General features: G+C 72.0%; 20 protein-coding genes. 11 read left to right on the top strand and 9 right to left on the bottom strand.

What is annotated here, in order from left to right; all coding sequences use genetic code 11:
* Positions 1 to 59 precede the first annotated feature (59 nt).
* Together ACZ7L7_RS13575 and ACZ7L7_RS13580 are read right to left on the bottom strand one after the other, a co-directional pair.
* Entirely contained in the window at positions 60 to 335 is a 276-nt protein-coding gene (locus tag ACZ7L7_RS13575) for a hypothetical protein (RefSeq protein ID WP_285512476.1), read from the bottom strand.
* Positions 336 to 606: 271 nt separating this feature from the next.
* Positions 607 to 2,133 carry a fused MFS/spermidine synthase gene (locus tag ACZ7L7_RS13580; protein WP_472075866.1) on the bottom strand — a complete coding sequence of 509 codons (1,527 nt, stop codon included), beginning with the start codon at positions 2,131 to 2,133 and terminating at the stop codon, positions 607 to 609.
* Between the two features lie 296 nt (positions 2,134 to 2,429).
* Between ACZ7L7_RS13580 and ACZ7L7_RS13585 the strand changes: the two genes are divergently transcribed.
* Positions 2,430 to 2,834, top strand: coding sequence for a hypothetical protein (locus ACZ7L7_RS13585; protein WP_285512478.1), 405 nt, complete (start codon positions 2,430 to 2,432; stop codon positions 2,832 to 2,834).
* 140 nt (positions 2,835 to 2,974) lie between these two features.
* Positions 2,975 to 3,748, top strand: coding sequence for a class F sortase (locus tag ACZ7L7_RS13590; protein ID WP_285512479.1), 774 nt, complete (start codon positions 2,975 to 2,977; stop codon positions 3,746 to 3,748).
* A 9-nt stretch (positions 3,749 to 3,757) separates the two neighbouring features.
* Here ACZ7L7_RS13590 and ACZ7L7_RS13595 read toward each other — a convergent pair whose 3' ends face one another.
* Together ACZ7L7_RS13595 and ACZ7L7_RS13600 are read right to left on the bottom strand one after the other, a co-directional pair.
* Positions 3,758 to 5,365 carry an FAD-binding oxidoreductase gene (locus ACZ7L7_RS13595; protein ID WP_285512480.1) on the bottom strand — a complete coding sequence of 536 codons (1,608 nt, stop codon included), beginning with the start codon at positions 5,363 to 5,365 and terminating at the stop codon, positions 3,758 to 3,760.
* Positions 5,366 to 5,464: 99 nt separating this feature from the next.
* Entirely contained in the window at positions 5,465 to 6,043 is a 579-nt protein-coding gene (locus tag ACZ7L7_RS13600) for a galactose-binding domain-containing protein (RefSeq protein WP_285512481.1), read from the bottom strand.
* Positions 6,044 to 6,624: 581 nt separating this feature from the next.
* Here ACZ7L7_RS13600 and ACZ7L7_RS13605 point away from each other — a divergent pair.
* Positions 6,625 to 7,518, top strand: a complete 894-nt coding sequence (locus tag ACZ7L7_RS13605) for a phosphorothioated DNA-binding restriction endonuclease (protein ID WP_471429809.1) — start codon at positions 6,625 to 6,627, stop codon at positions 7,516 to 7,518.
* Between the two features lie 64 nt (positions 7,519 to 7,582).
* Here the strand turns inward: ACZ7L7_RS13605 and ACZ7L7_RS13610 are convergent, their stop codons facing one another.
* Positions 7,583 to 10,003 (bottom strand): glycoside hydrolase family 3 C-terminal domain-containing protein, encoded by a 2,421-nt coding sequence (locus ACZ7L7_RS13610; RefSeq protein ID WP_472075869.1) that lies wholly within the window; start codon positions 10,001 to 10,003, stop codon positions 7,583 to 7,585.
* Between the two features lie 297 nt (positions 10,004 to 10,300).
* On the opposite strand from ACZ7L7_RS13610, the gene ACZ7L7_RS13615 reads away from it, so the two are divergent.
* Together ACZ7L7_RS13615 and ACZ7L7_RS13620 are read left to right on the top strand one after the other, a co-directional pair.
* The gene (locus ACZ7L7_RS13615) at positions 10,301 to 12,421 is read left to right on the top strand and encodes a discoidin domain-containing protein (RefSeq protein ID WP_472076038.1); all 2,121 of its coding nucleotides are present in this window, start codon (positions 10,301 to 10,303) and stop codon (positions 12,419 to 12,421) included.
* A gap of 26 nt (positions 12,422 to 12,447) precedes the next feature.
* Positions 12,448 to 13,527 carry a DUF1996 domain-containing protein gene (locus ACZ7L7_RS13620; RefSeq protein WP_453601464.1) on the top strand — a complete coding sequence of 360 codons (1,080 nt, stop codon included), beginning with the start codon at positions 12,448 to 12,450 and terminating at the stop codon, positions 13,525 to 13,527.
* A gap of 86 nt (positions 13,528 to 13,613) precedes the next feature.
* On the opposite strand, the gene ACZ7L7_RS13625 is transcribed toward ACZ7L7_RS13620, so the two are convergent.
* On the bottom strand, positions 13,614 to 14,654 hold the full coding sequence (locus ACZ7L7_RS13625) for a LacI family DNA-binding transcriptional regulator (protein ID WP_453601467.1): 1,041 nt from the start codon (positions 14,652 to 14,654) through the stop codon (positions 13,614 to 13,616).
* 171 nt (positions 14,655 to 14,825) lie between these two features.
* The gene (locus tag ACZ7L7_RS13630) at positions 14,826 to 15,272 is read right to left on the bottom strand and encodes a hypothetical protein (RefSeq protein ID WP_453601470.1); all 447 of its coding nucleotides are present in this window, start codon (positions 15,270 to 15,272) and stop codon (positions 14,826 to 14,828) included.
* A 65-nt stretch (positions 15,273 to 15,337) separates the two neighbouring features.
* Between ACZ7L7_RS13630 and ACZ7L7_RS13635 the strand changes: the two genes are divergently transcribed.
* The 4 genes from ACZ7L7_RS13635 (at position 15,338) to ACZ7L7_RS13650 (ending at position 17,788) form a co-directional block, all read left to right on the top strand.
* Positions 15,338 to 16,051, top strand: a complete 714-nt coding sequence (locus ACZ7L7_RS13635; RefSeq protein ID WP_453601473.1) for a helix-turn-helix transcriptional regulator — start codon at positions 15,338 to 15,340, stop codon at positions 16,049 to 16,051.
* The gene (locus tag ACZ7L7_RS13640) at positions 16,048 to 16,623 is read left to right on the top strand and encodes a class I SAM-dependent methyltransferase (RefSeq protein ID WP_285512486.1); all 576 of its coding nucleotides are present in this window, start codon (positions 16,048 to 16,050) and stop codon (positions 16,621 to 16,623) included. Before ACZ7L7_RS13635 ends, ACZ7L7_RS13640 begins: the two co-directional genes overlap by 4 nt.
* A 107-nt stretch (positions 16,624 to 16,730) precedes the next feature.
* Positions 16,731 to 17,177, top strand: a complete 447-nt coding sequence (locus ACZ7L7_RS13645; RefSeq protein ID WP_285512487.1) for a hypothetical protein — start codon at positions 16,731 to 16,733, stop codon at positions 17,175 to 17,177.
* 44 nt (positions 17,178 to 17,221) lie between these two features.
* Positions 17,222 to 17,788, top strand: coding sequence for a hypothetical protein (locus ACZ7L7_RS13650; RefSeq protein ID WP_285512488.1), 567 nt, complete (start codon positions 17,222 to 17,224; stop codon positions 17,786 to 17,788).
* On the opposite strand, the gene ACZ7L7_RS13655 is transcribed toward ACZ7L7_RS13650, so the two are convergent.
* On the bottom strand, positions 17,772 to 18,590 hold the full coding sequence (locus ACZ7L7_RS13655; RefSeq protein ID WP_285512489.1) for a transferase: 819 nt from the start codon (positions 18,588 to 18,590) through the stop codon (positions 17,772 to 17,774). The genes ACZ7L7_RS13650 and ACZ7L7_RS13655 overlap by 17 nt on opposite strands.
* The gene (locus tag ACZ7L7_RS13660) at positions 18,587 to 19,852 is read right to left on the bottom strand and encodes a glycosyltransferase family 4 protein (protein WP_285512490.1); all 1,266 of its coding nucleotides are present in this window, start codon (positions 19,850 to 19,852) and stop codon (positions 18,587 to 18,589) included. Before ACZ7L7_RS13660 ends, ACZ7L7_RS13655 begins: the two co-directional genes overlap by 4 nt.
* Positions 19,853 to 20,059: 207 nt before the next feature.
* Between ACZ7L7_RS13660 and ACZ7L7_RS13665 the strand changes: the two genes are divergently transcribed.
* Both ACZ7L7_RS13665 and ACZ7L7_RS13670 read left to right on the top strand, forming a co-directional pair.
* Positions 20,060 to 21,736, top strand: a complete 1,677-nt coding sequence (locus ACZ7L7_RS13665) for a serine/threonine-protein kinase (protein ID WP_471429752.1) — start codon at positions 20,060 to 20,062, stop codon at positions 21,734 to 21,736.
* Positions 21,733 to 22,410 carry a hypothetical protein gene (locus tag ACZ7L7_RS13670; protein WP_285512492.1) on the top strand — a complete coding sequence of 226 codons (678 nt, stop codon included), beginning with the start codon at positions 21,733 to 21,735 and terminating at the stop codon, positions 22,408 to 22,410. Before ACZ7L7_RS13665 ends, ACZ7L7_RS13670 begins: the two co-directional genes overlap by 4 nt.
* The last annotated feature ends 5 nt before the right edge of the window (positions 22,411 to 22,415 follow it).

Raw genomic sequence — 22,415 nt, forward strand, 5'->3', positions numbered from 1 at the left:
TTCGTAAGGCGCGCGCAGCGCTCCGGCGAGCGCCCCCGGCGCGGGCCGGGTACGCCCGCCTAACAGCGGGACAGGATCGCGTCAAAGATGCTGAAGTCGGCATCGCAGTGGGCGCATTGGGCGCGGCCGAACACGGAGCGGAGCAGGTGCTCGCTCCAGCCCTCGACTCCCTCGAAGGCGAGCAGCGTCGACAGCAGGTTGACGTAGGTCGTGGAGTCGCCGGCCAGGGAGGGGTCCCGCAGGGTCTCCTCGGTCAGCGCCAGGAGTTCGGCGAAGGTGGCGGCGGGGGTGACGAAGGGGTCCGCCGCCTCACCCCGGATGTGCCGGGCGGCCACGATCCGGCTGCCAGGAAGAGCGGCATGCGGCGTTCCACGGGTGACCAGCGGCGGGCCGGCTCCGCCAGATGCGGCAGGGCGGCGAAGCTCGCCGGGTAGACGGTGCCCTGGTGGTACAGGAGATCGGACAGGGTGTCCCAGCCGGGATCGCGTGGGTCCGGGCCGACCGCTTCGAGCAGGCCGGGTATGTTCTCGGCGGTTCCGCGGGCGTGGTGGAGTCGGGGCCAGTCCGTCATGACGGAGATCCGAGCAGGGGCCCGCGGGCGGGGCGTCAGCGGGGGCTGTAGGGCTCCAGGAGCTGGTCGACGGGTGCGTAGTCGTCGGTGAGCCGGGGGGAGTCGCCGATCCAGGAGGCGAGGGTGTCGCCCTCGCTGATCCTCCAGCCGGTCTCGCGGGTGTCCAGTGCCTTCTGGACCGCCGTCAGGTCCACGGGGCGGTCGGAGGCGAGGACGACCAGGTTGCCTCCCCGGTCGGTGGCGCCCGGGTCGAGGCCGATGTCGGCGGGTTCGCCGAGGAGGGCGACGTGGTCGAACGTCGCGCTGAGTGTAGCCACTTCGGCGCGGGCGAAGGCGAGAGCGCCGTAGTCGATGAGGTTGGCGACGTACAGGCCGTCCACGGTGAGCACGCGCCGTATGTCGGTCAGCGCCTCCGTGGTGGTGAGGTGCCACGGCACGCTCACTCCCCCGAAGGCATCGCCCACGACGAGGTCCCGGCTGCCGGTGTCCAGCCGCCGCAGGCCGAGCCGGGCATCCTCGGTGCGTACGTCGATGCCGCGCTGGGGCCCCAGGCCCAGCCGCTCGCGGTTGATGCGCACCACACCGCTGTCGATCTCGGAGACGAGGCTGCGCGTCCCGGGCCGGGTGACCGCGAGGTAGCGCGGGAAGGTGAGGCCCCCGCCGCCGACGTGGTACGCGGTGAGGGGCCGTCCCTCGGGGAACGCCGTGTCGACGACCGAGGCGATGGCCCGCACGTACATGAACTTCAGGTAGGTCGGGTCGTCGAGGTCGACGTAGGAGTTCCGCACACCGTCCAGGACGAGCGTGCGGCCGCTCTCGCGGTCGGGGTCGGTGACGACCCTGGCGCAGTGGTACTTCGTCTCCGCGTCGCAGCCGCCGGGCGCGACCGTGGCGGCGAGGCCTCCGGCGACGAGTGCGACGGTCAGGGCCGGGACCCCCGTCCAGCCGCGGGTCCGCCACTCCACCAGCGCCGAGCCGAGGACCAGCAGGACACCGAGGCCGATCAGTATGCCGCTGACCGGGAAGCGCGAGACCAGCACGAAGCCGGTGAGGACGGTGCCGACGATGGCGCCGAGCGTGCCGACCCCGGAGAGCCGCCCGACCACCGTGCCGGTCTCCGCGAGGCTGGTCAGCCGCAGCTTCGTCACGACCGGCGTCACCGCGGACAGCAGCGCGCCCGGCACCAGGATGGTCAGGGCCGCGACGAGGAAGAGCGCCACGGGGGCCCACTCGGCCGTGCTGCGCAGCACGGCGGGGGTCAGCGCCACGACCGCGCCCGAGAGCCCGAGACAGGGGCCGATGAGCCGGCGTGGGTTGACCGCGTCGGCGACGCGCCCGCCCATCCAGGACCCGGCGGCGATCGCGGTGAGGGCGACGCCGATGACCATGGTGCTGGTCTCCAGGGTCAGCCCGAGGTAGGGCGCCAGCAGTCGCAGCGAGACGATCTCGACGACCAGGACGGCGGCCGAGGAGGTGAAGACGAGCGCGACCGCCGCACGGGGGCCGAGGGCCTGGTCACGCGGCCTGTCCCGGTCGGGTGACAACGAAGACGGTTCGGTCACTCACGGAATCCTTCCACGCGGACCGGCCCCGTGGGCGGTTCCTTCGGGCACGGGTCACTCGGTCAACTCGGCGGCTCCGCGAGGGGTTCCGGGGACGCGGGGGTGATTCGCGCCGACGGCCCGTCAGGTCAGGCCAAAGCCTGACGGCGCGGCAGGTGGCGGAGGGGCACGTCACCCTGCGGACGGCTCCAAGTGGCGAGGTGCCGATTCCCCGCTGACCGTGGATCACGTCGAGGCGGCACCGGAACCAGTTGACACGGCATCAGCCACCCGCCCCGGCAGAAAGGGATCCACCGATGCGCACTGCACGCACACTGCTCGCCGCAGCGGCGACCACCGCCGCCGTCGTCCTCAGCGCCCCCGTCGCCCTCGCCGCGCCCGAGGACCACGAGGACTCCTCGTACAGCCGGGAGCGCGACGGCGGCCGGGACTACGGCGACAAGGAGGACTCGTGGGGCGGCAAGCACGAGAAGGAGGACTGGGGCGGCAAGCACGACAAGAAGGAGGACTCGTGGGGCGGTAAGCACGAGAAGGACCACTCCTGGAAGGGCGACCACGACAAGCCCAAGGGCGGCATGCACACCGGTGGCGGCGCACTGGCCGGGCCGACGGTGACCGCGGGCGGTCTGGCGGTCCTGGCGGTCGCCGGCACGGGCCTGTACGCGGCGCGCCGCCGCAAGTCCGCGACCTCCGTGGCCTGACCGTGCCCGGCGCGATAGCCACCACGGCCGCCACGCACGTGCCGCGTGGCGGCCGCACGGCCTTCCCCCGGTCCGGCCGTCCGGACCATCCGCATCAGCCCGACCGCACGACTGCCGCACCCAGGTGAGGTGGACCCCCCATGACGACTCGTCCCTCCGACAGCCCCGACGCCGAGCCCCCCCGCCCGCAGAGCGGACTCAACCTTCGCGTGCTGGTCGTGGCCGTCATCGGCCTCGCGGTCCTCGCCATGACCGTGTTCACCGACGACGAGCCGTCCACCACCCCCGCCGCGACGCCGTCGGTACGCGCAACCGCACCGCCGTCGGTACGCGCAAGCACGCCGCCGTCCGCGAGCGCCACCGCATCACCGTCCGTACGCGCCACCGCGTCGGCACCCCCCGCGGGCCAGCCGGCCGTACGTGAGTCGGCCCGGCAGACGGGCCGTCCCGTCGCCAAGCACCTCCCGCGCTCCAAGCCCGTACGGCTGCTCATCCCGAAGATCTCCGTCGACGCCCCCTTCACCGACCTGGCCATCAACAGCTCGGGCCAGCTCAACGCCCCGCCCGCCGACGACACCAACCTCGTCGGCTGGTTCGCCAAGGGACCCACCCCCGGAGAGCTGGGGACCTCCGTGATCGCCGGGCACGTCGACACCGCCACCTCGCCCGCCGTCTTCGCCCGTCTGGACGAGCTGAAGAAGGGTGACGTCTTCGAGGTCAAGCGCGCCGACGCACGGAAGGTGTCCTTCGTCGTCGACAGCGTCGAGACCTTCGCCAAGGACGACTTCCCCAACGACCGGGTCTACGCCGACACCCCGCGCCCCGAGGTCCGCCTGATCACCTGCGCCGGTGACTACGACCGCTCGGCCAAGGACTACACCGACAACCTGGTCGTGTTCGCCCACCTGAAGTAGGCACGCCGGTCAGCGCAAGGGGTCCACGACCACCCCGGGGTTGAGGATCCCCGACGGATCGAGGGCCTTCTTGCCCGCCCGGAGCGCGGCGGCGAAGAGATCGGGGCGCTGCCGGTCGTACCAGGGCCGGTGGTCGCGGCCCACCGCGTGGTGGTGGGTGATCGTGGCGCCGCTCGTGATCAGCGCCTCGGAGACGGCCCTCTTGATCTCGTCCCACTGCTCCACCGTGCTGCCCCAGCGGCCGGCGGCGTAGACACCGAAGTAGGGTGCGGGCCCGTCCGGGTAGACGTGGGTGAACCGGCAGGTCACCACGCCTTCCGCAGCTACCTGGCGCAGGGCGTCCCGGGCCGCGTCGTCGACGGCCGCGCGCACGCTGTCGAACCGGTCCCAGGTGCAGGCCGTCTCGAACGTCTCCACGATCATGCTCTGCGCGGCGAGCGCGTCACGCTGGTACGGCATGCGCAGGAAGGACGAGCGCCAGGTGTCGGCGGCGTCGGTGCGCGCGGATCCGTCCATGTCCGCGCTGCGCCGCGGCGGTTCGGGCAGCGTTCCGCCGTGGTCGCGGCACAGCTCCAGTGCGCGGTCCAGCCAGGCGTCGACGGGGTGGTCGGCCGATTCGAAGCCGAGCACCAGGACGGCGGTCGGGGAGCCCGCGTTGAGGAACGCCTCCACCGGGTCCAGGAGTCTGCAGTTGGCGGGGTTCAGCCCGGACTGCGCCAGCGCGCGCACGGCCAGGACTCCCGCGCCGTAGTCGGCGAAGGCGACCGAGGCACCGGCCCGCCAACGCGGCCGGTCCTGGAGGCGGACCCATGCCCGGGTGATGACGCCGAGCGTTCCCTCGGAGCCGAGGAACATCCGGTCCGGGGAGGGCCCGGCGCCCGAGGCGGGCAGCCGACGGGACTCGACCGCACCCGCGGGGGTGATGACGCGCAGGGATTCGGTGAGGTCGTCGATGTGGGTGAGGTGCGTGGCGAAGTGCCCGCCCGCGCGGGTGGCCAGCCAGCCACCGAGCGTGGAGAACTCGAAGGACTGAGGGAAGAAGCGCAGGGTGTAGCCCTTGGGCCGCAACTGCTCCTCCAGGTGCGGCCCGAAGGCACCGGCCTCGACGAGCGCCGCCCGGCCGGCGGGGTCGACGTCGAGGACCCTGTTCATGGCCGTGAGGTCCAGACTGACCACGCCGTTGTAATCGTCCCCCACGCGCGGCTCGACCCCGCCGACCACGGACGAACCGCCCCCGAAGGGAACGACCGCGATACCGGCCTCGGAGCACCAGTCCAGTACCTGGACGACCTGCTCCTCCGAGGTGGGCCGCACGACGAGGTCGGGTACGTACGGCAGTCGGCCCAGCAGCGCCCGCACCACGTCACGGAACGCCTGCCCGTGGCTGTGGGCCAGCCGGTCCGCCGCGTCCTCGGACACGAGCGCCGCGAGTGAGGGCGGCGCCTGGACCCTGCTCGGGCGTACGTCGAAAGCCTCGACCGGCGGCGCCTCGTGCACGGTCAGATCCGCGCCGGGCATCAGTTCCGAGGCGCGGCGCGTGAGTTCGGCGCGCTCGGCGCCGGTCACCGCGTCCTCGACGTAGCCCCATCCCCACCACGACCGCGTCCTGCCACTCACGTGCGCACCGCCGATCTCTCCGCCGGGTAGTTACCAGTAGGTAAGTGCCCACATTTGATGGCGTGCCGTCAATACGCGGCACTCGGCGACTTGGGTCCGTCACCGGGTCACGGGGAGCCAGTCACGGGCGTCCACGGAGACGGTCGACAGGGTGGCGCCCTCCGTGTCGACCCAGTCGAGCATGAGGAGCCGCCAGTCGGGTTCCTCCGACGGCGGGCGGGACACCCGGTCCGGCCGGTCGGTGTGCGCGAGGCCGCGCGTGCCGTACACCTCGAAGGCCTCGACGCCGAGGGGCAGCGGGCTGGAGCGTTTGCGGGACGTCAGACGTACCCAGCGGGCCGGACGGGGGCCCGGGAGCTGGATGTTCACCACGCCGCCGGTGCCCGTGGTGGTGCGGTACGCCGTGGCCCAGGAGGTGTGGTCGTCGGAGGTCTCGACCGAGAAGACCAGCGAGTGGCTCAGCCGGGATCCGCGGCCGGGGGCGTACACCGGATCGGAGGCGTCGGCCTCGAAGGTCAGGCGGATGTCGGTGACCTCGCAGACCGCCTGGAGGTCGACGGTGATCCACTGCGGGTCACCGCCCTCGGCACGCCAGCCGCACCCGGCCAGCAGCGTGGTCCCCGTGGTGACAACGGTCCGTCGCGGCGGAACGCGCGACGGGCCCGACTGATCTGCCATGTGTGCGACATCCCATCAGAAAGCACAGGCCCAACCGGTTCGTACGCCGATGCCGAACCGGATGACAACGTTGCCAAAGACTGTGTCGACAGGCGGGCCCCTGTCAATCCCCCGAACCCCCGCAGCCCGGCCACGAAGGGGCGAGACCTCTCTGAACTTCTCGATCGCAAACGCCGTACGGGGCACTGTGACGCAGGCCACACAGCTCATCTGTCAGGAATCGGGCCGCTGCCCCGCTCAAGTCACGAGACCAAGCGAACCGACGGGAGAATCCCATGAAGCACCGCATCGTCGTCCTCGGCGCCGGGTACGCCGGAGCGTTCACGGCCGGCACCCTGGCCCGGCGGCTGTCGCCCGCCGACACCGAGATCACCGTGGTCAACGCCGTACCGGATTTCGTCCAGCGAATGCGGCTGCACCAGCTCGCGACCGGCCAGGAGGTCGCGGCCCCGAAGCTCGCCGACGTCTTCGCGGGCACCGGCGTACGGCTGCGCGTGGCCCGGGTGGCCGCCGTGGACCCGGAGCGCCGGACCGTCGCCGTGGCCGACGCCGGCCGGGGCGGCTCGCTACGATCACGCGTCATGGATTGGCTGGAGCGCGCCGCGGGTCTGCGGCAATGGAGGCGCGACGGGGTACGGGCGCCGCACAAACCGCTGCTCCTGCTGTACGCGCTGGGCCGCTTCCAGGAGGACGGCGAGGGCGAGTTGCGCTACAGCGCGGTGGAGGAGGACCTCAAGCGCCTGCTGGCGGAGTACGGTCCCCCGCGCCCGACCACCCCCGCGTACCCCTTCCACCACCTCACCGGCGACGAGGTGTGGGAGGTGCGCACCGACGCCGGGACGGGCAGTCCGGGACCGCTCATCGGTGAACTGCGCTCCAGCGGCGCGACCGGACGCCTGGCTCCGGACCTGCGCGCGGCGCTGTCCCGTGAGCCCTCACTGCTGCCCCGTATGGCCAGAGTGCTGCTGGACCTGAACTTCCCGCCTTCCCTCCACGCCGACCTGTGCGAGGCGGCCGGACTGGACCTGGAGCCCGCGGAGGCATACCCACCGGCGGGCCGCGAACGCAGGCAACGCGACCGCCGTATGCGGGAGTTGGTCCTGACCGCATACGAGTACCAGTGCGCCTTCTGCGGTTACGACGGCGTGCTCGACCGCACGCCCGTCGGCCTGGAGGCCGCCCATGTGCGCTGGTGGGCCCACGACGGACCGGACGAGGTCGACAACGGCCTGTGCCTGTGCTCCCTGCACCACAAGCTCTTCGACCTGGGCGTCCTCGGCATAGGTGACGGCCACCGCATCCAGGTCTCCCGGCTGTTCTCCGGACGCGGCCCCACGGCCCACGACCAGGTGGTCTCCCTCTCGGGCCGCCCCGTGCTGGGGCCGCGGCCCGGCGTCCGCCCGGTCGCCGACACCCATCGGGACTGGCATGCCAGACAGGTCTTCAAGGGGGCGGCGCGGGCCTTCGCCGCGTGAGGGGGCGCCTGCTCGGGGTCGACTCGCCCGACGTGCTCCGGGGCGGTTGCCCCGACGGAGGGTCTCACGCCGGGTCCAGCAGTCTCCCGTCCACCGTCGCCCGCAGCACCGGCTCCCCCGCCGACCTGCCCACCAGTACCTGCCATTCCCCCGGCTCGACGCGCCAGGCCCCGGACTCCTCGCACCAGTGCTGGAAGGCCCGCACCGGCAGCCGCACCGGCACGGTGACCGTCTCCCCCGGATCCGCCTCGGCGGACGCGTACCCGGCCAGCCAGCGGTGCGGTCGTTCCACCCGGGAGGCGGGCAGGGACAGGTACACCTGGACCACCTCACGCCCCCGGCGGCGACCGGTGTTGCGGATGCGGACGTGGGCGGCGAGGCGGCGGTCGGCGTCGCCGTGGAGGGTCACCTCCTCGTACGCCCAGGTCGTGTAGCCCAGACCGTGTCCGAACCAGTACGCGGGTCGGCGGCCCGTCCGCAGCCAGGCGCGGTAGCCGATGTGCAGGCCCTCGGTGTACGCGAGGACGCCCCGGTCCGGGCGGGTCGCACTCACCGGCAGGTCCTCGCTCGTGGCGGCCCAGGTCGTCGGGAGCCGTCCGCCCGGCTCGGCGTCGCCGAAGAGCACGTCGGCGACGCCGGCGCCGCCCTCCTGGCCGGGGAACCAGGCGAGCAGGATCGCTCCGGGCTCCTCCCGCCAGGGCAGTTCCACCGGGCTCCCGGTGTTCAGGACGACCACCGTGCGCGGGTTGGCGGCGCGGACCACGCGGACCAGGTCGTCCTGACGGCCCGGGAGGGCCAGGGTCGTACGGTCGTGGCCCTCGGACTCGCTGGTCTCCGTGGTGCCCACGACCACCACGGCCACGTCCGCCTCGCGTGCCGCGTGCGCGGCGGCGGCGAGGGCGGCATCGGGGTCGGGGGCGGGCGGGGCCGCCGTGAGCAGGGTCGCCCGGCCCGTGCCAGGCGCCAGTTCGCGGCGGGCCACGGCCAGTACCTCCTGTCCGGCCGGAAGTGTCGTCCGCCCGTACTGGCACGGCGGGTTGACGTGCACGACCGCCGGGTCGCCGGTCAGCGGCGGGAACTCCCCCTCGACCACCGCGCGGTCGTCCACCGTGAGCGTCATCCGCCCGAATCCGCCGACGCCGAAGCACCACTCGCCGCCGTCTCCGGTCGGCAGCACGGCGCTGATCTCCACCGTGTGCGCCCCCTGCGGCAGCGGCGGCTCCAACTGCCGGGCCGACGTGCGGTGTTCCGCGTGCAGTTCGCGGCCGTCGGCGTCCAGCACGCGCAGCAGCACCCCCGGCGCGCCCGTGCGCGGATCGCGGCAGCCGGCAGCCTCCAGCGGCTGCGGAGGGGCGTCCAGGGCCGGGCCCGGGATGTGGAGCAAGCGCACCCCGGCGGGCAGCGCGTCACGGATCCCGTCCACCAGGGTGATCAGGCGTTCCGGGAAGACGCCCGCGCTTCCGCCCCCTTGCGTGCGCGGCTGTGCCGCATGGGCGCCGATCACCGCCACCGCCCCCAACTCCTCGCGGTTCAGGGGCAGTACGCCGTTGTTGCGCAGCAGCACCGAGCCCGCGGCCACCGCCTGTCGCAGCAACGCCCGTCCGCCTGAGGGCTTGTGCGTCGCCCGCTCGCCCAGCGCCCCTACCCGGTCGGCGAGGCGCAGGAGTCGACGTACTTTGTCGTCAACGGCCTCGACCGGGACCGAGCCGTCCTGCACGGCGTCCAGCAAGGCTTCTTCCCACGGGCCCCCGGGGCCGGGCATCGCCAGGTCCAGCGCCGCGCGGGCGCTGGCCGCGGTGCTGCGTACCGCACCCCAGTCGGACACGATCACCCCGTCGAACCCCCACTCCCCCTTCAGCGGCTCGGCCAGCAGCGGGCTCTCGGTCATCGTGGCGCCGTTGACGCCGTTGTACCCGGCCATCACGGCCCACACCCCGGCCTCCACCGCGGCTTCGAAGGGTGCCAAGTACACCTCGCGCAACGCCCGTTCACCCACCCGTACGTCGACGGTGAGCCGGTCGGTCTCGGAGTCGTTCGCGACGTAGTGCTTCGCGGTGGCGGCGACTCCCTGCTTCTGGATGCCCCGGATCAGGGCGGCTCCGGTGCGGGCGGTGAGCCGCGGGTCCTCGGAGAAGCACTCGAAGTGGCGGCCGCCCAGCGGGGTGCGGTGGAGGTTGAGGGTCGGGGCGAGGACCATGTCCACGCCCTTGCGCCGGGCCTCCGTCGCGAGGAGTGCGCCGAGGCGTTCGACCAGCGGCTCGTCCCAGGTCGCCGCCAGCGCCGAGGCGGACGGCAGCAGCAGGGAGGTGTCGCGTTCGTCCCACGCCTCACCGCGCACCCCGGCCGGGCCGTCGGAGGTCGCCATCGCGGCCAGGCCGATGACGGGTTCGGCGTGTGTGCGCCACGTCGTGGCCCCGGTGAGCAGCCGGATCTTCTGGCGCAGGTCCAGTTTGTCGGCCAGCCGTGCGCGTTCTTCCTCGGTCATCCCACCCCCTGTGCCGCGCCTCCCCGGCTGGGAGAGCGCTCTCCGAATGGTGAGCGGGGATGCCCCGCCCTGTCAATGCGGGCCTCTTCCGGCGCTCGCGACCTCAATCCCATCCGCAACACCAGGAGTTGTTGTCCAACGGATTGACACGCCCATGTCTGGGCGGCAGTCTCCGGGAGAGCGCTCTCCAATCGGCACGGGACGCCGAGCCCCTCCTTTCGTTCAGGAGAGAACGTGTTCAGACCCCACACCCACCCCTTCACCCGCACACGAGCCGGAACCCTGCTCCTCGCCCTCATGGCCCTGCTGGCCTCGTCGTTGACCGTGTTGACGGCCCCGGAGGCACACGCGGCCGAGACGCTGCTGTCGCAGGGCCGCACCGCCACCGCCTCCTCCGTCGAGGGCGACGGTGACGCCTACCCCGCCTCGGCCGCCGTCGACGGCGATCTCACCGGCACCCGCTGGGCCAGCAAATGGAGCGACCCGCAGTGGATCCGGGTCGACCTGGGCGAGCGCAGGAGCCTCAGCCGCGTGGTCCTGACCTGGGAGGCGGCCTACGGCAAGGCCTACGAGATCCAGGGCTCCGACAACGGCGACGACTGGCGCACCCTGGCCTCCGTGACCGACGGGAACGGCGGCACCGACGAACTGGCCGTCTCCGGCTCGGCCCGCTACGTCCGCATGTACGGCACCGCCCGCCCCGGCGGCTACGGCTACTCCCTGTGGGAGTTCCAGGTCTACGGCGAGGCCGGCGACGACGACCCGCTGCCCGGCGGCGGCGCCGTCGCGGTCACCGGCACGCAGGGCAACTGGCAGCTCACCGTGGACGGCCGCCCCTACACCGTCAAGGGCCTCACCTGGGGTCCCGCCGTCGCGGACGCCGCGCGCTACCTGCCGGACGTGAAGTCCATGGGCGCCAACACCATCCGTACCTGGGGCACCGACGGCTCCACCAAACCGCTGCTCGACGCGGCCGCCGCCCACGGCATCCGCGTCATCAACGGCTTCTGGCTGCAGCCGGGCGGCGGTCCCGGCAGCGGCGGCTGCGTCAACTACGTGACGGACGACGCCTACAAGAGCAACATGCTCACCGAGTTCGCCAAGTGGGTCGAGGAGTACAAGAGCCACCCGGCGACCCTGCTGTGGAACGTGGGCAACGAGTCCGTGCTCGGCCTGCAGAACTGCTACAGCGGCGAGGAGCTGGAGCGCCAGCGCAACGCGTACACCACGTTCGTCAACGACGTCGCCAAGCGCATCCACACGATCGACCCCGACCACCCGGTCACCTCGACCGACGCCTGGACCGGAGCCTGGCCGTACTACAAGCGCAACGCCCCCGACCTCGACCTGTACGCGGTCAACGCCTACGGCGACATCTGCGGGGTCCGCGAGGACTGGCAGGAGGGCGGCTACGCCAAGCCGTACATCATCACCGAGGGCGGTCCGGCCGGTGAGTGGGAGGTCCCGGACGACGCCAACGGCGTTCCCGACGAGCCGACCGACGTGCAGAAGCGCGACGGGTACACCCGTGCGTGGAACTGCGTCACCGGGCACCAGGGCGTCTCTCTGGGCGCCACGCTCTTCCACTACGGCGTCGAGCACGACTTCGGCGGTGTCTGGTTCAACCTGCTGCCGGACGGGCTGAAGCGGCTGTCCTACTACGCCGTGAAGCAGGCGTACGCGGGCTCCACCGCGGGCGACAACACCCCACCGGTCATCACGGACATGTCCGTGTCGTCGGCCTCCGCGGCGCCCGCGGGGCAGGAGTTCACCGTCCGCGCCGACATCCGCGACCCCGACAACGACACCCTCACCCACAAGATCTTCCTGAGCGGCAACTACGCGAGCGGTGACAAGCGGCTCGTGGAGGCGAAGTGGCGGTCCACCGGCAACGGCACCTTCGCCGTCACCGCGCCGGAGAAGCTGGGCGTCTGGAAGGTCTACATCCAGTCCGAGGACGGGCACGGCAACGCCGGGATCGAGACCAGGTCGGTCAAGGTCGTCCCGCCGCCGGTGTCCGGCACCAACCTCGCGCTGAACAAGACGGTCACGGCCTCCTCGTACCAGAAGGAGTACGGCGACTGCCCGTGCACGCCCGCCAAGGCCGTCGACGGTGACACGGGCACGCGCTGGGCCAGCGACTGGAGCGACCCGCAGTGGATCTCCGTCGACCTGGGCGCGGCCACCACGGTCGGCAAGGTCCAGCTGGTCTGGGACCCCGCCTACGCCAAGTCGTACGAGGTGCAGGTGTCCGACAACGGCAGTGACTGGCGCACCGTGCACGCCACGACGAGCGGCAACGGCGACGTCGACAGCATCGAGTTCGCCGCGACCACGGCCCGTCATGTGCGGCTGCATCTGACCGAGCGCGGCACCGGCTGGGGCTACTCCCTGTTCGAGTTCGGCATCTACCGCTGACCACCCGAGAATCCCGAGGAGTTGTCATGAGACGACGAACCAAACCGCTGCCCGCGGTGCTGGTCGCGACCGCGCTGATCGCCGCTCTGTTCGGCGTGGGGTCGACCGCCCTGGCCTCCGGGCCCGGTTCGGGCACCGACGCGGCCCCGGCCGCCGCGCACGCGGGACACGCCATGGCGGCCTCCGCCGAGGCGTCCGGCGACGATCCGGACGGCGACGGCTACATCCCGGCGAACCCACCGGTCACCGGAGTCACCCCGTCCGACAAGGAGCCCGCGCCCGCCTACTTCCACGAGTTCCAGGCGAACTGCGAGGTCACCCACACCGCGGCCGACGACCCGATCGTCTACCCTGGCCAGCCCGGCCGCTCCCACGACCACACCTTCATGGGCAACAGGTCGACGGACGCGAACAGCACCACCGATTCCCTGTTCGGCGGCGCCACCAGCTGTCTGGCGCCGGGCGACGCGTCGGGGTACTGGATGCCGTCGCTGTACGACGGCGACCGGAAGGTGCTGCCGGTCGGGCCGCAGGTCATCTACTACAAGTCCGGCGTGACCGACTACACCAGTGTGCGGCCCTTCCCCAAGGGGCTGCGGTTCGTGGTCGGTTCTCCGATGCAGAGTGCCGAGGAGTTCCGGAACCACCCGGGCTGGGTGGAGGGCTGGGAGTGCGGCGACAGCTACATGAACGTCGACTTCCCGCAGCACTGCCCGGAGAACACGCAGCTGAACATCCGGATGCAGGCGCCGAGTTGCTGGGACGGCCGGTACCTGGACACCCCCGACCACCAGAGCCACATGGCCTATCCGGTGGTCAAGCCCGGTACGAACAACGACATCTGCCCGGCCAGCCATCCGGTGGCCCTGCCGATGATCGAGTTCAAGATGGCCTTCCCGGTGGACGGTGACATGTCCCAGGTCCGGCTGGCCAGCGGGCGCGGCTACTCGTTCCACTACGACTTCTTCAACGCCTGGCACGAGCCGACCCTGGCCGCGCTGGTCCAGCACTGTGTCGTGGGTGGGCTCCAGTGCAACGCACGGGGTTACGACGAGACGCGCCCCGAGCGGGGCGCGGCGCTGGGCCCGGACTACAAGCTGCCGTGACCTGAACCGACCTGATCCGACTTCCCCGACCGCCCGGTCCGTCGCGCGCATCCAGCCCCGCCGCGCGACGGACCTGGCACCATTTTTCACGCCGAATCGCGGACCACCAGCTCCGGTTCGAAGATGACGGAGGTGGGTTCCGTGCGGGCGCCCTCGACGTGTTCCTGGAGGAGCTGCGCCATCCTGCCCGCCATGTCCTCCATGGGCTGGCGGACGGTGGTGAGCGCCGGGCGGCAGGCGAGGGCGGCGCTGGAGTCGTCGAAGCCGACCACGGCCACGTCGTCCGGGATGCGTCGGCCGGACTCTCGCAGTACCTCGCAGGCGGCCTGTGCCATCAGGTCGTTGGCCACGAACACGCCGTCGATCCGCGGGTGTTCGGCCAGCAGGCGGGTCATCGCGGCGGCGCCGCTGTCGTAGGTGAAGCCGCCTTCGGCGATCGGGATGTACGGGTGCCCGTGCCGGGCGAGCGCGTCCCGGAACCCGGCGAGGCGGTCCTGTCCGGCGGGTACGTCCAGGGGGCCGGTGACGGTCGCCAGGCGTCGGCAGCCGCGGGCGAGGAGGTGCTCGGCGGCGAGGCGGCCGCCGTCGGCGTGGGCCAGGTCGACGTAGCTGACCGGGACGGGGCGTGCCGGGCGGGCGAAGAGCACGCAGGGCAGGTTCGCGTCGGCGAGTTGTTCCGGCAGCGGGTCCTCGGCGTGGGTGGAGACGACCAGGGCGCCGTCGGCACTGCCCTGGCGCAGGTACGCGACGACTTCGGCGCGGGTCGCCTCGGAGTCGGCGAACATCAGGACCGGGTGCATGGAGCGCGGGCGCAGGAAGTCGATGACTCCTCCGGCGACCCGGCCGAAGAAGGGGTCCGCCAGCATGCGGGCGGCGAACGAGCCCTGCTCGTTCTCGGGTTCGTCGCCGGCGCCGGAGACGACCAGGGCGATGGTCTCGGCGCGGCGGGTCACGAGGGAGCGTGCGGCCCTGTTGGGTGCGTAGCCGGTCCGCGCGACCGCCTCCATCACCACGCTCTGGATGGCGGGGTCGACATTGCGTACGCCGTTGATGACCCGGGAGACGGTCGCGCGTGAGACTCCGGCCTCCCGTGCCACGTCCTCCAGGGTGGGCAGCCGCCTGATCATGACCGCACCATACCTGGCGGTCGGGGGTTTGGGGGAGCGCTCTCCGGTGTTGGGGGTTTGCCCGCCCCCGCCGCCCCTACCCGTCCCGTCCCCGGGGGCTGCCGCCCCCGGCCCCCCGCCTGTCGGCCCTGGACGGGCCTCGTCCTCAAACGCCGGACGGGCTGGGATGGGCTACCTGGTGCTCGGCTCACCGTGGTAGCGCTGGGCCAGCCTGGCCAGGGCCACCGCGGCGAGCAGGAGGCCGAAGTCGCGCAGGGCGATGTCGTAGTAGTCGGGGATGGTCAGGAGGTTGACGATGATTCCGGCCAGCCAGCCGGCGACCAGCCAGCCGCCGAAGCGCGGGGCGACGGCGACGACGAGGCCCGCGACGATCTCGATAACACCGACGGCGTACATGGCCTGCTGGGCGCTGCCGGGGACCACGTCGTTGATCCAGGGGGCGAGGTAGCCGGGCCAGTCGACGAGGAGGTTGGCGAACTTGTCCAGGCCGAACAGGATCGGCGCCACGGTGAATCCGACGCGGAGGATGACGAAGGCCTGGTAGCCGGGGTCGGTGAGTGCGCCCCGCCGGGAGGCTGCGGTGGGGGCCGAGGTGGGGGTTGGGGTTGCGGACGACATGGCGTGCCCCTTCTTCTATAGGCAACTCTCATTAGCTATAGAACTCCCACGCCTCTCTTTAGTCAATGGCCGTGGGTTTTACACTGGGGATCGTGGACCGCCCGAAGGAAGTTCCCCGCCCCGAGGTCTCCGCCGTCGCCGCGCTCGACGAGCCGAACCGCCGCAGGCTCTACGACCACGTCGTACGGCAGACGCGGCCCGTGAGCCGTGACGAGGCCGCCGAAGCGGTCGGGCTGCCGCGCAAGACCGCGGCCTTCCACCTCGACAAGCTGGCAGAGGACTCACTGCTGGACGTCGTCTACGAGCGCCGCAGCGGGCGCACCGGCCCCGGCGCGGGCCGCCCCGCCAAGCTCTACCGGCGCTCCGACAGACAGATCAGCGTCAATCTCCCGGAGCGCCACTACGAGCTCGCCGGACGCCTGCTCGCCCAGGCCCTGGAGGAGTCCGAGACGACCGGCGAGCCGGTGCGCGAGGTACTCCACCGCAAGGCCCACGACCTGGGCACCCGGATCCCCGCGACGGACGGCGCGGACGTGTACGCGGTCCTCGAATCCCACGGTTTCGAACCCCGCCACGACGGCACCGCGATCGTCCTCGGCAACTGCCCCTTCCACGCCCTCGCCCTCGAACACACCGACACGGTGTGCGGCATGAACCTCCACCTGCTGCGGGGCGTCCTGGAGGGCCTCGCCGAGACCGGCTTCACGGCCCACCTGGCGCCCACTCCGGGCCACTGCTGCGTCCGTCTGGAGCCGACCGCCGCGCCGGGGACGGTGTGACGTCCTCGGCGGAGGCGTACTGGGATCCCTTGTGGGCCGGGGGCCGCCGCTACCGCCGTATGACCGACGCCGAGAGCGCGCTACTGGCGGAGCACCTGGGCCCGGGGCACGGCAGGCCCGCCCTCGACATCGGCTGCGGCGACGGCGAACTCGCCCGCCACCTCCACCACCTTCTCGGCTACCGCACGACCGGCATCGACTGCTCCCCCAGCGCCCTCGCTCTCGCCGCCGCCGAGGGCCCCGGTCCACGCCCCGGCCCCACCTGGCGGCGCCTGGACTTCGCCGTCGGCGACCTGCGTCAACTCCCCGACGAGGCCTACGCGGTGGTCACGTGCCGGCTGGTCTACCGGTGGATGGACGACAAGCCGGCCTTCCTCGACCGTGTCCGGAGCGTTCTCGCGCCCGGCGGAATCTTCTGGGTCGTCGCCGAAGTCGCGGGTCGACGCCCCGGGTCCGACCCGCGCGCGCATCTCGCGATCACCGAGTCCGAGGCCGAACTGCTCACCTCCGGCTGGTCGGTTGTCCGTACCGCCGATCTGGACGTGCTGCGCTGCTTCGCCCTGCGGCCCTGATTTCCGCGATTGCCACGGGCGAGGAACCGCGGCCGTCCCGGGGTATGTCCTTGCTCGCGGTGGAACTTCCGCGCCGCGCAAGCACCTGCGACAAAAGGGGGGTCGTCATGGGGCAGTTACGCGAAGGAGCACGGTGGGGAGTCTGGGCCGTCGGCGGGATCGTCGGGCTGGCCGCGCTGTATGTGATCGGGGTGTTCGCCTTCGGGGGCGCGGGGTGGATCACCGCGCCGTTCCGCGGTGAGGCGGAGAAGCGGGAGAACACCGTCGCCTCGGGCGAGTTCCGGCAGACCACCTACGAGCAGTTCTTCGCGCTGTGCGAGGCCGTGCAGAACGCCGAGGGCACGATCGAGGCGCTCAAGGAGGAGCGCGAGACCGCGTCGACGGCTCGCGCGGCGCAGATCGACCAGTCGATCACCGCGCTGAAGGTCACCCGGATCGAGTCGGTCAACGAGTACAACGCCAAGGCGGCCCAGGAACACCGCGCGCCCTTCCGTGACCAGGACCTGCCGTACCGGCTGGACGCCAACGCCGAGCACACGACCTGCGCCAACTGACTCCCCACCCCATTCCGTGAGGAAGGCAGCTCCGCATGATCCGCATGAAACGACTCGCACGCACCGTCCCGGCCCTGGTCCTCGCACTCGTCGCGGGCCTGACCCTGTCGTCCTGCACCGACGACTCCAGCCAGGACAAGGAGAACGAGGCCAAACAGCAGAACTACGACCACCTGGTGGCGCAGCAGCCGGCAGGCCGGATGGAGTACTCGCCGACCCGGGAGGCGATCAACCAGTGGATCAAGACGTGGGGACAGCGGGGCAAGCTGTCCTACGTCTACATCCAGAACGCCCGCGGGGAGTACGGGTACTTCATCATGAAGGGCCTGCCGGTGGCACGCTGCAAGATGCTGACGCCGACGGAGAAGGTGGAGTCCTCCTCCCACGGCGTCGCGGTCCTCGCGCAGCCCGGCATGGACGGCACGTACTCCGCGGGTTCCATGTGCAACGCCTACTACGGCTTCGACGCCACGACGGGCGCGTACATGGAGTTCACCGTCGGCACGAACCAGTCGTTCTTCCTGTTCGACAAGCCCATGACGATGCCGGAGTACGCGCGGGCCAAGCAACTGGGCCCGACCTCGGTCAAGGACGTCAAGAACCCGTCGTGACCGCGGACTTCACCTCCACGGAGAGGTCGTTGTCGACCGTGTAGTAGGGGCGCACGCGGGCCCCGCCGACCGTGGCGGCCGGGTAGACGAAGATCTCCTTGCGGTCCGCGATGTCGTCCAGCAGGCGGCCGAGCCGGATGTAGGGGGCGTCGGTGCCGGGGCGGACGCTGACGTCCCAGACCCGGTCCGCGCCCGCGTCGGCCAGCTCCGCCAGGTTCACGGTGAAGGAGAAACGCTCCCCCGCGTTCTCGGTCCCGCTCGTGCGTACCGCGCCGTCGGCGCCCCGCGCGCGTACGCGGACGACGGCTCCCTCGGCGAGCGTCGCTCCGTGCAGCCGCGCCCTGACGGTCATCGAGCCGTCCGTGACGGTGATGGTCTCGATCTCGGCGTGGGCGGTGCGCAGCCAGGTGCGGATCGCGAGGTAGCCGTCCTTGGTGGTGTACGGGACGCGCACGGCCAGCGGCGAGGGCCAGTTGCGGGTGTGTCCGTCGACCAGGGCCCGCTGGTCCCGCATGCCGGGGCGGAGCCGTTCGCGCGCTGCGTCCGGCTCGGGGACGAGGTAGGCGTCCCAGCGCCCCTCGGGGAGGACGAGTCCGGGCTCCAGGACCGCGCTCCGGCCGCCGTCGGCGTCCGCTTCGAGCGGGAGGAGGTGCACGGTCTCCTCGGGCATGCCCTTCTTGGGGCGCAGGCGCAGCAGCAGGCGGGGCTCGGCGGCGTCGAGTGCGGGCAGGCGGAAGGTGATGCGGCCGTCCGCCTCGGTCGTGCAGTGGGCGCGGAGCTGGGTGTTCGGTCCGCCGGTCATCGCTGTCCCCTCCGAAGCGCGCGCAGCGCGGTGCTGGCCGCCGCGTAGGCGGTGTCTCGTGCGGCGAAGCCCTGGCTGATCAAGGTCCGGTGCAGGCCGGGTCGTTGCGGCTGTGCCGGTGTCCCGGCGCTTCTCGCCGCCATCGCCTCACCGATCAGTCGCTCGGCCTGCTCCACGACGGGGGCGGGAGCGAAGCGCCGCGCGTTCTCGATGGCCGCGCGGCCCATGCGCCGGCGTCGCTCGTCGTCGCCGACGAGTTCCAGCAGGGCCGCGCCCATGGCGTCGGCGTCGCCGACGGGCACCAGGCGGCCGTCGACGCCGTCCTTGATGATCTCGCCGGGGCCGTAGGGGCAGTCGGTGCTCACGACGGGCAGTCCGCAGCGCATCGCCTCGACGATGGTCATGCCGAACGGTTCGAAGTTGGAGGCGGCCGCGCCGATCGAGCCCTTGACCCACTCGGCCTCCATGGGGGCGGCGGCGCCCATCAGGAAGACGTTGCCGGACAGGCCCAGCTTCTCGATGAGTGCGCGCAGCCGAGGCTGCTCCTCGCCCTTGCCGTAGATCCGCAGCTGCCAGTCCGGGTGTGCGGCGGCCACCCGGGCGAATGCCTCGATGAGCAGGTCGTAACGTTTCACCGGAACCAGTCGGCCGGCCGCGACGACGACCTTCGCACGGCCGTCCGCGGGCGGCAGCAGGGGGTCCGGGACGCTGTTGGGCAGCGCCTCGACCCTGACCCCGGGCAGCCGCATCTTGCGCCGGTAGGCGGCGGCGTCCGCCTCGGTGACGGTGGTGAGCACGTCGAGGCGGCGGTAGGCCCGGCGCAGCGCGGTGCGCAGGCGCGGCGGGTGGTTGTCCAGGGTGAGGTGCTCCTGCCCGACCCGGATGACATGGCTCGGGGCTTGCAGGGCGAGGTGCACATTGAGCCCGGGGCGGGTGCCTATGACGACATCGGCTTCTATCCCCTCCAGGCACTCCCCGATGCGCCGGTCGGTCAGTTCGCTGTACTGCTGGTAGCGGTACTCGGCGGCCGGGAACACGCGCGCCGGTCTCCGGTGCAGTGGGTTGTCCTTCTCCTTGCGCAGATCCACCAGCGGCCGCAGCGTGACTGTCGGGTCCAGGGTGAAGTTCGGGTGCTCCCTGTGGCGCAGCACGGAGACGATCTCCACCTCGTGCCGCTCGGCCAGGGCCTGGGCCAGGTTGAAGGTCGTGGTGATCGTGCCTCCGATCCCATAGGCGTTGTGGAGGAGGAAAGAGATCTTCATAGGGGACTAGACCTCGTCAAGACCCTTGCCGTTGCCTCTCGTTATCTCTTTGTTCCCAATCCCACAACCCCCCGGACGGAATCCGAGGTTCCGGTGCCACCGTGTCGTGGCTGTGTCACGGTCCGGGTACACCTCGCCCGGGTTGCTGGCCATGCAACCACTCTGGCCGAAAATGTGTCTCTCAGAGCACCGCCACAGGGGGATGCGATGAGCACATGGGAAGTTCCCGGTTACACCGAGTCCACCGAACTCGGGGCCGGGGCGAGCGGACGGGTCGTGCTGGCCGTCCACGAGGAGACCGGTGTCGCGGTCGCGGTGAAGTACCTCAGCGAGTCACTGCGCACCCGGCCCGGCTTCGTGCACGGCTTCCGCGAGGAGGCACGCCTGCTCGCGGGACTGGAGAGCCCGTACGTCACCGGTCTGTACGAGTACGTGGAGAGCCCGCAGGGCGCCGCCATCGTGATGGAGCTGGTGGACGGTGTCTCGCTGCGCACGCTGCTCAGCAGAAACGGTCCGTTGGACCCCGAGGCCGCGCTCGTGATCCTCAAGGGTTCGCTGCTGGGCCTGGCCGACGCCCACGCCGTCGGTGTCGTCCACCGCGACTACAAGCCGGAGAACGTCCTGGTCGTACCGGACGGGTCGTCCAAGCTGGTCGACTTCGGCATCGCGGTGGACTCCGGCGCCAGCGCCGGGGTGGCCGGTACGCCGTCGTACATGGCGCCGGAGCAGTGGTCGGGCGCGCCCGCCTCCCCGGCCGCGGACGTGTACGCGGCCACGGCGACCTTCTTCGAGTGTCTGACGGGCCGCAAGCCGTACTCGGGCGACAACTTCGCGGAACTGGCGTTGCAGCACCTTGAGGCGCCGATCCCGGCCGAGGAGGCGCCCGAGCCGGTACGTGGGCTGGTGCGCCGCGGTCTGGCCAAGGATCCGGAGCGGCGGCCCGCGCAGGCGGCGGAGTTCGTCATCGAGCTGGAGTCGGTCGCCGGGTCCGCGTACGGCCACGACTGGGAGGAGCGGGGCCGGGGACGGCTGGCCGCCCTGGTGGCGCTGGTGCCGCTGCTGCTGCCGTCGGCGCGGGGCGGCCCGCAGAGCACGACGGACCTCGCCCGCACCGTCCTGCCGGAGCCGCCTCCCGAGCCGCTGGGTCTGGACCCGGTCCCGGCGCGGTCCTGGGTGCCGGGTCGGCCCGGGATCCTGGTCTCCCTCTCCGCCGTCGTCCTCGGCCTGCTGCTGACGTACGGTGTCCCGTTCGCCTCGGGGAACACGGGCGACGACTCGGCGCAGGCGGCGGCCACGAGCAGTGCCGGTCCCGGCGCGGACCCGGCGGCGGGGACGACGGCTCCGGGCTCCTCGGCCGGCCCGTCCGCCTCGTCCTCGGCGTCGGAGTCGGCGAGCCCGTCGGCGTCGGCGAGCGAGTCGCCGTCGGCCACGGAGTCGGCAGACGACACGGACCCGTCCGCGGACACCGACCCCCCGGCCGGGGGCGGCACGACCACGACGCCTCCCGGAGGCACGGACACCACCCCGCCGACCACCGCTCCCACCGAGCCCGGGGCACCCGCCGTGAAGAGCGTGACGGTGTCGGGATTCAGCCAGACCGGCGCCACCACCGCTACCGCGACCCTGAACATCACGACGGACGGGCCCGGACCGGTCTCCCTGACCGTCTCCTGGTATTCGGGCAACACCAGCGGCCAGCTCGGCGGCATCGACGGCGCGCCGCAGACCTTCACCCGCAGTGGCGCCACCTCGTACTCGATCACCGTGGACCACACGTTCCAGACGCTGGGCTGCTACTGGTCGGTGTACGCCACGACCGACCCGGCCGCGGCCGGGGGTGCCGCGACCCAGCAGCTCCTGACCCGACGGTGTGACATCCGATGAGCGCCGAGAACGAGCGCACCACGCGTCTGTCCGGGAGCGGTGGGCCGGTCCCGAACCCCTCGGACGATCCCGAGTACAGCGCCACCGTGCTGGCCAGCCACTGGATCCAGCAGCCCGCCGGCAACGGGACGCTCGTCGAGGACACCGCCTCGTGCCCGCCGCCGGCACCCGACCGGGTCGACGGCACGGTGATGCGGTTCGGGCCGGGTGTGACCGCCGTGCTGGCGCATCGCACGCACGGGACGCTCGCCCCGGTGCCGGCGCCCACGCCGCCGCGCCGCCGTCGGGCGTGGCGCAGGCACGTACTGCCCGCGGTGGTGCTGCTCTGTGTGCTCGCCTTCCTCGCCTGGCAGCGGATCGGGCCGCCGGTCGAGGTCGAGTCGGTGAAGGTCAGGGCACAGCCCGGTGTCCTCGGGTGCGGTGACACGGCCGACATCGTCGGCGTGGTCCGCACCAACGGCCGTCCCGGCACGCTGACCTACCGCTGGACCAGGAGCGACGGCACTTCCTCGGAGGTCCTGCGGGAGGTGATGGTGCGCGGCCAGAAGGAGGCACGCCTGCACCTGAAGTGGACCTTCCAGGGCGAGGGCAGCCGTGCGGCGCGGGCCGAACTGCGGCTGCTGACACCGACCGAGCGGACCGTGTCCGCGCGGTTCACCTACGACTGTTCGTGACGGGC

It is taken from the genome of Streptomyces sp. NPDC110618 (genome assembly GCF_055657065.1).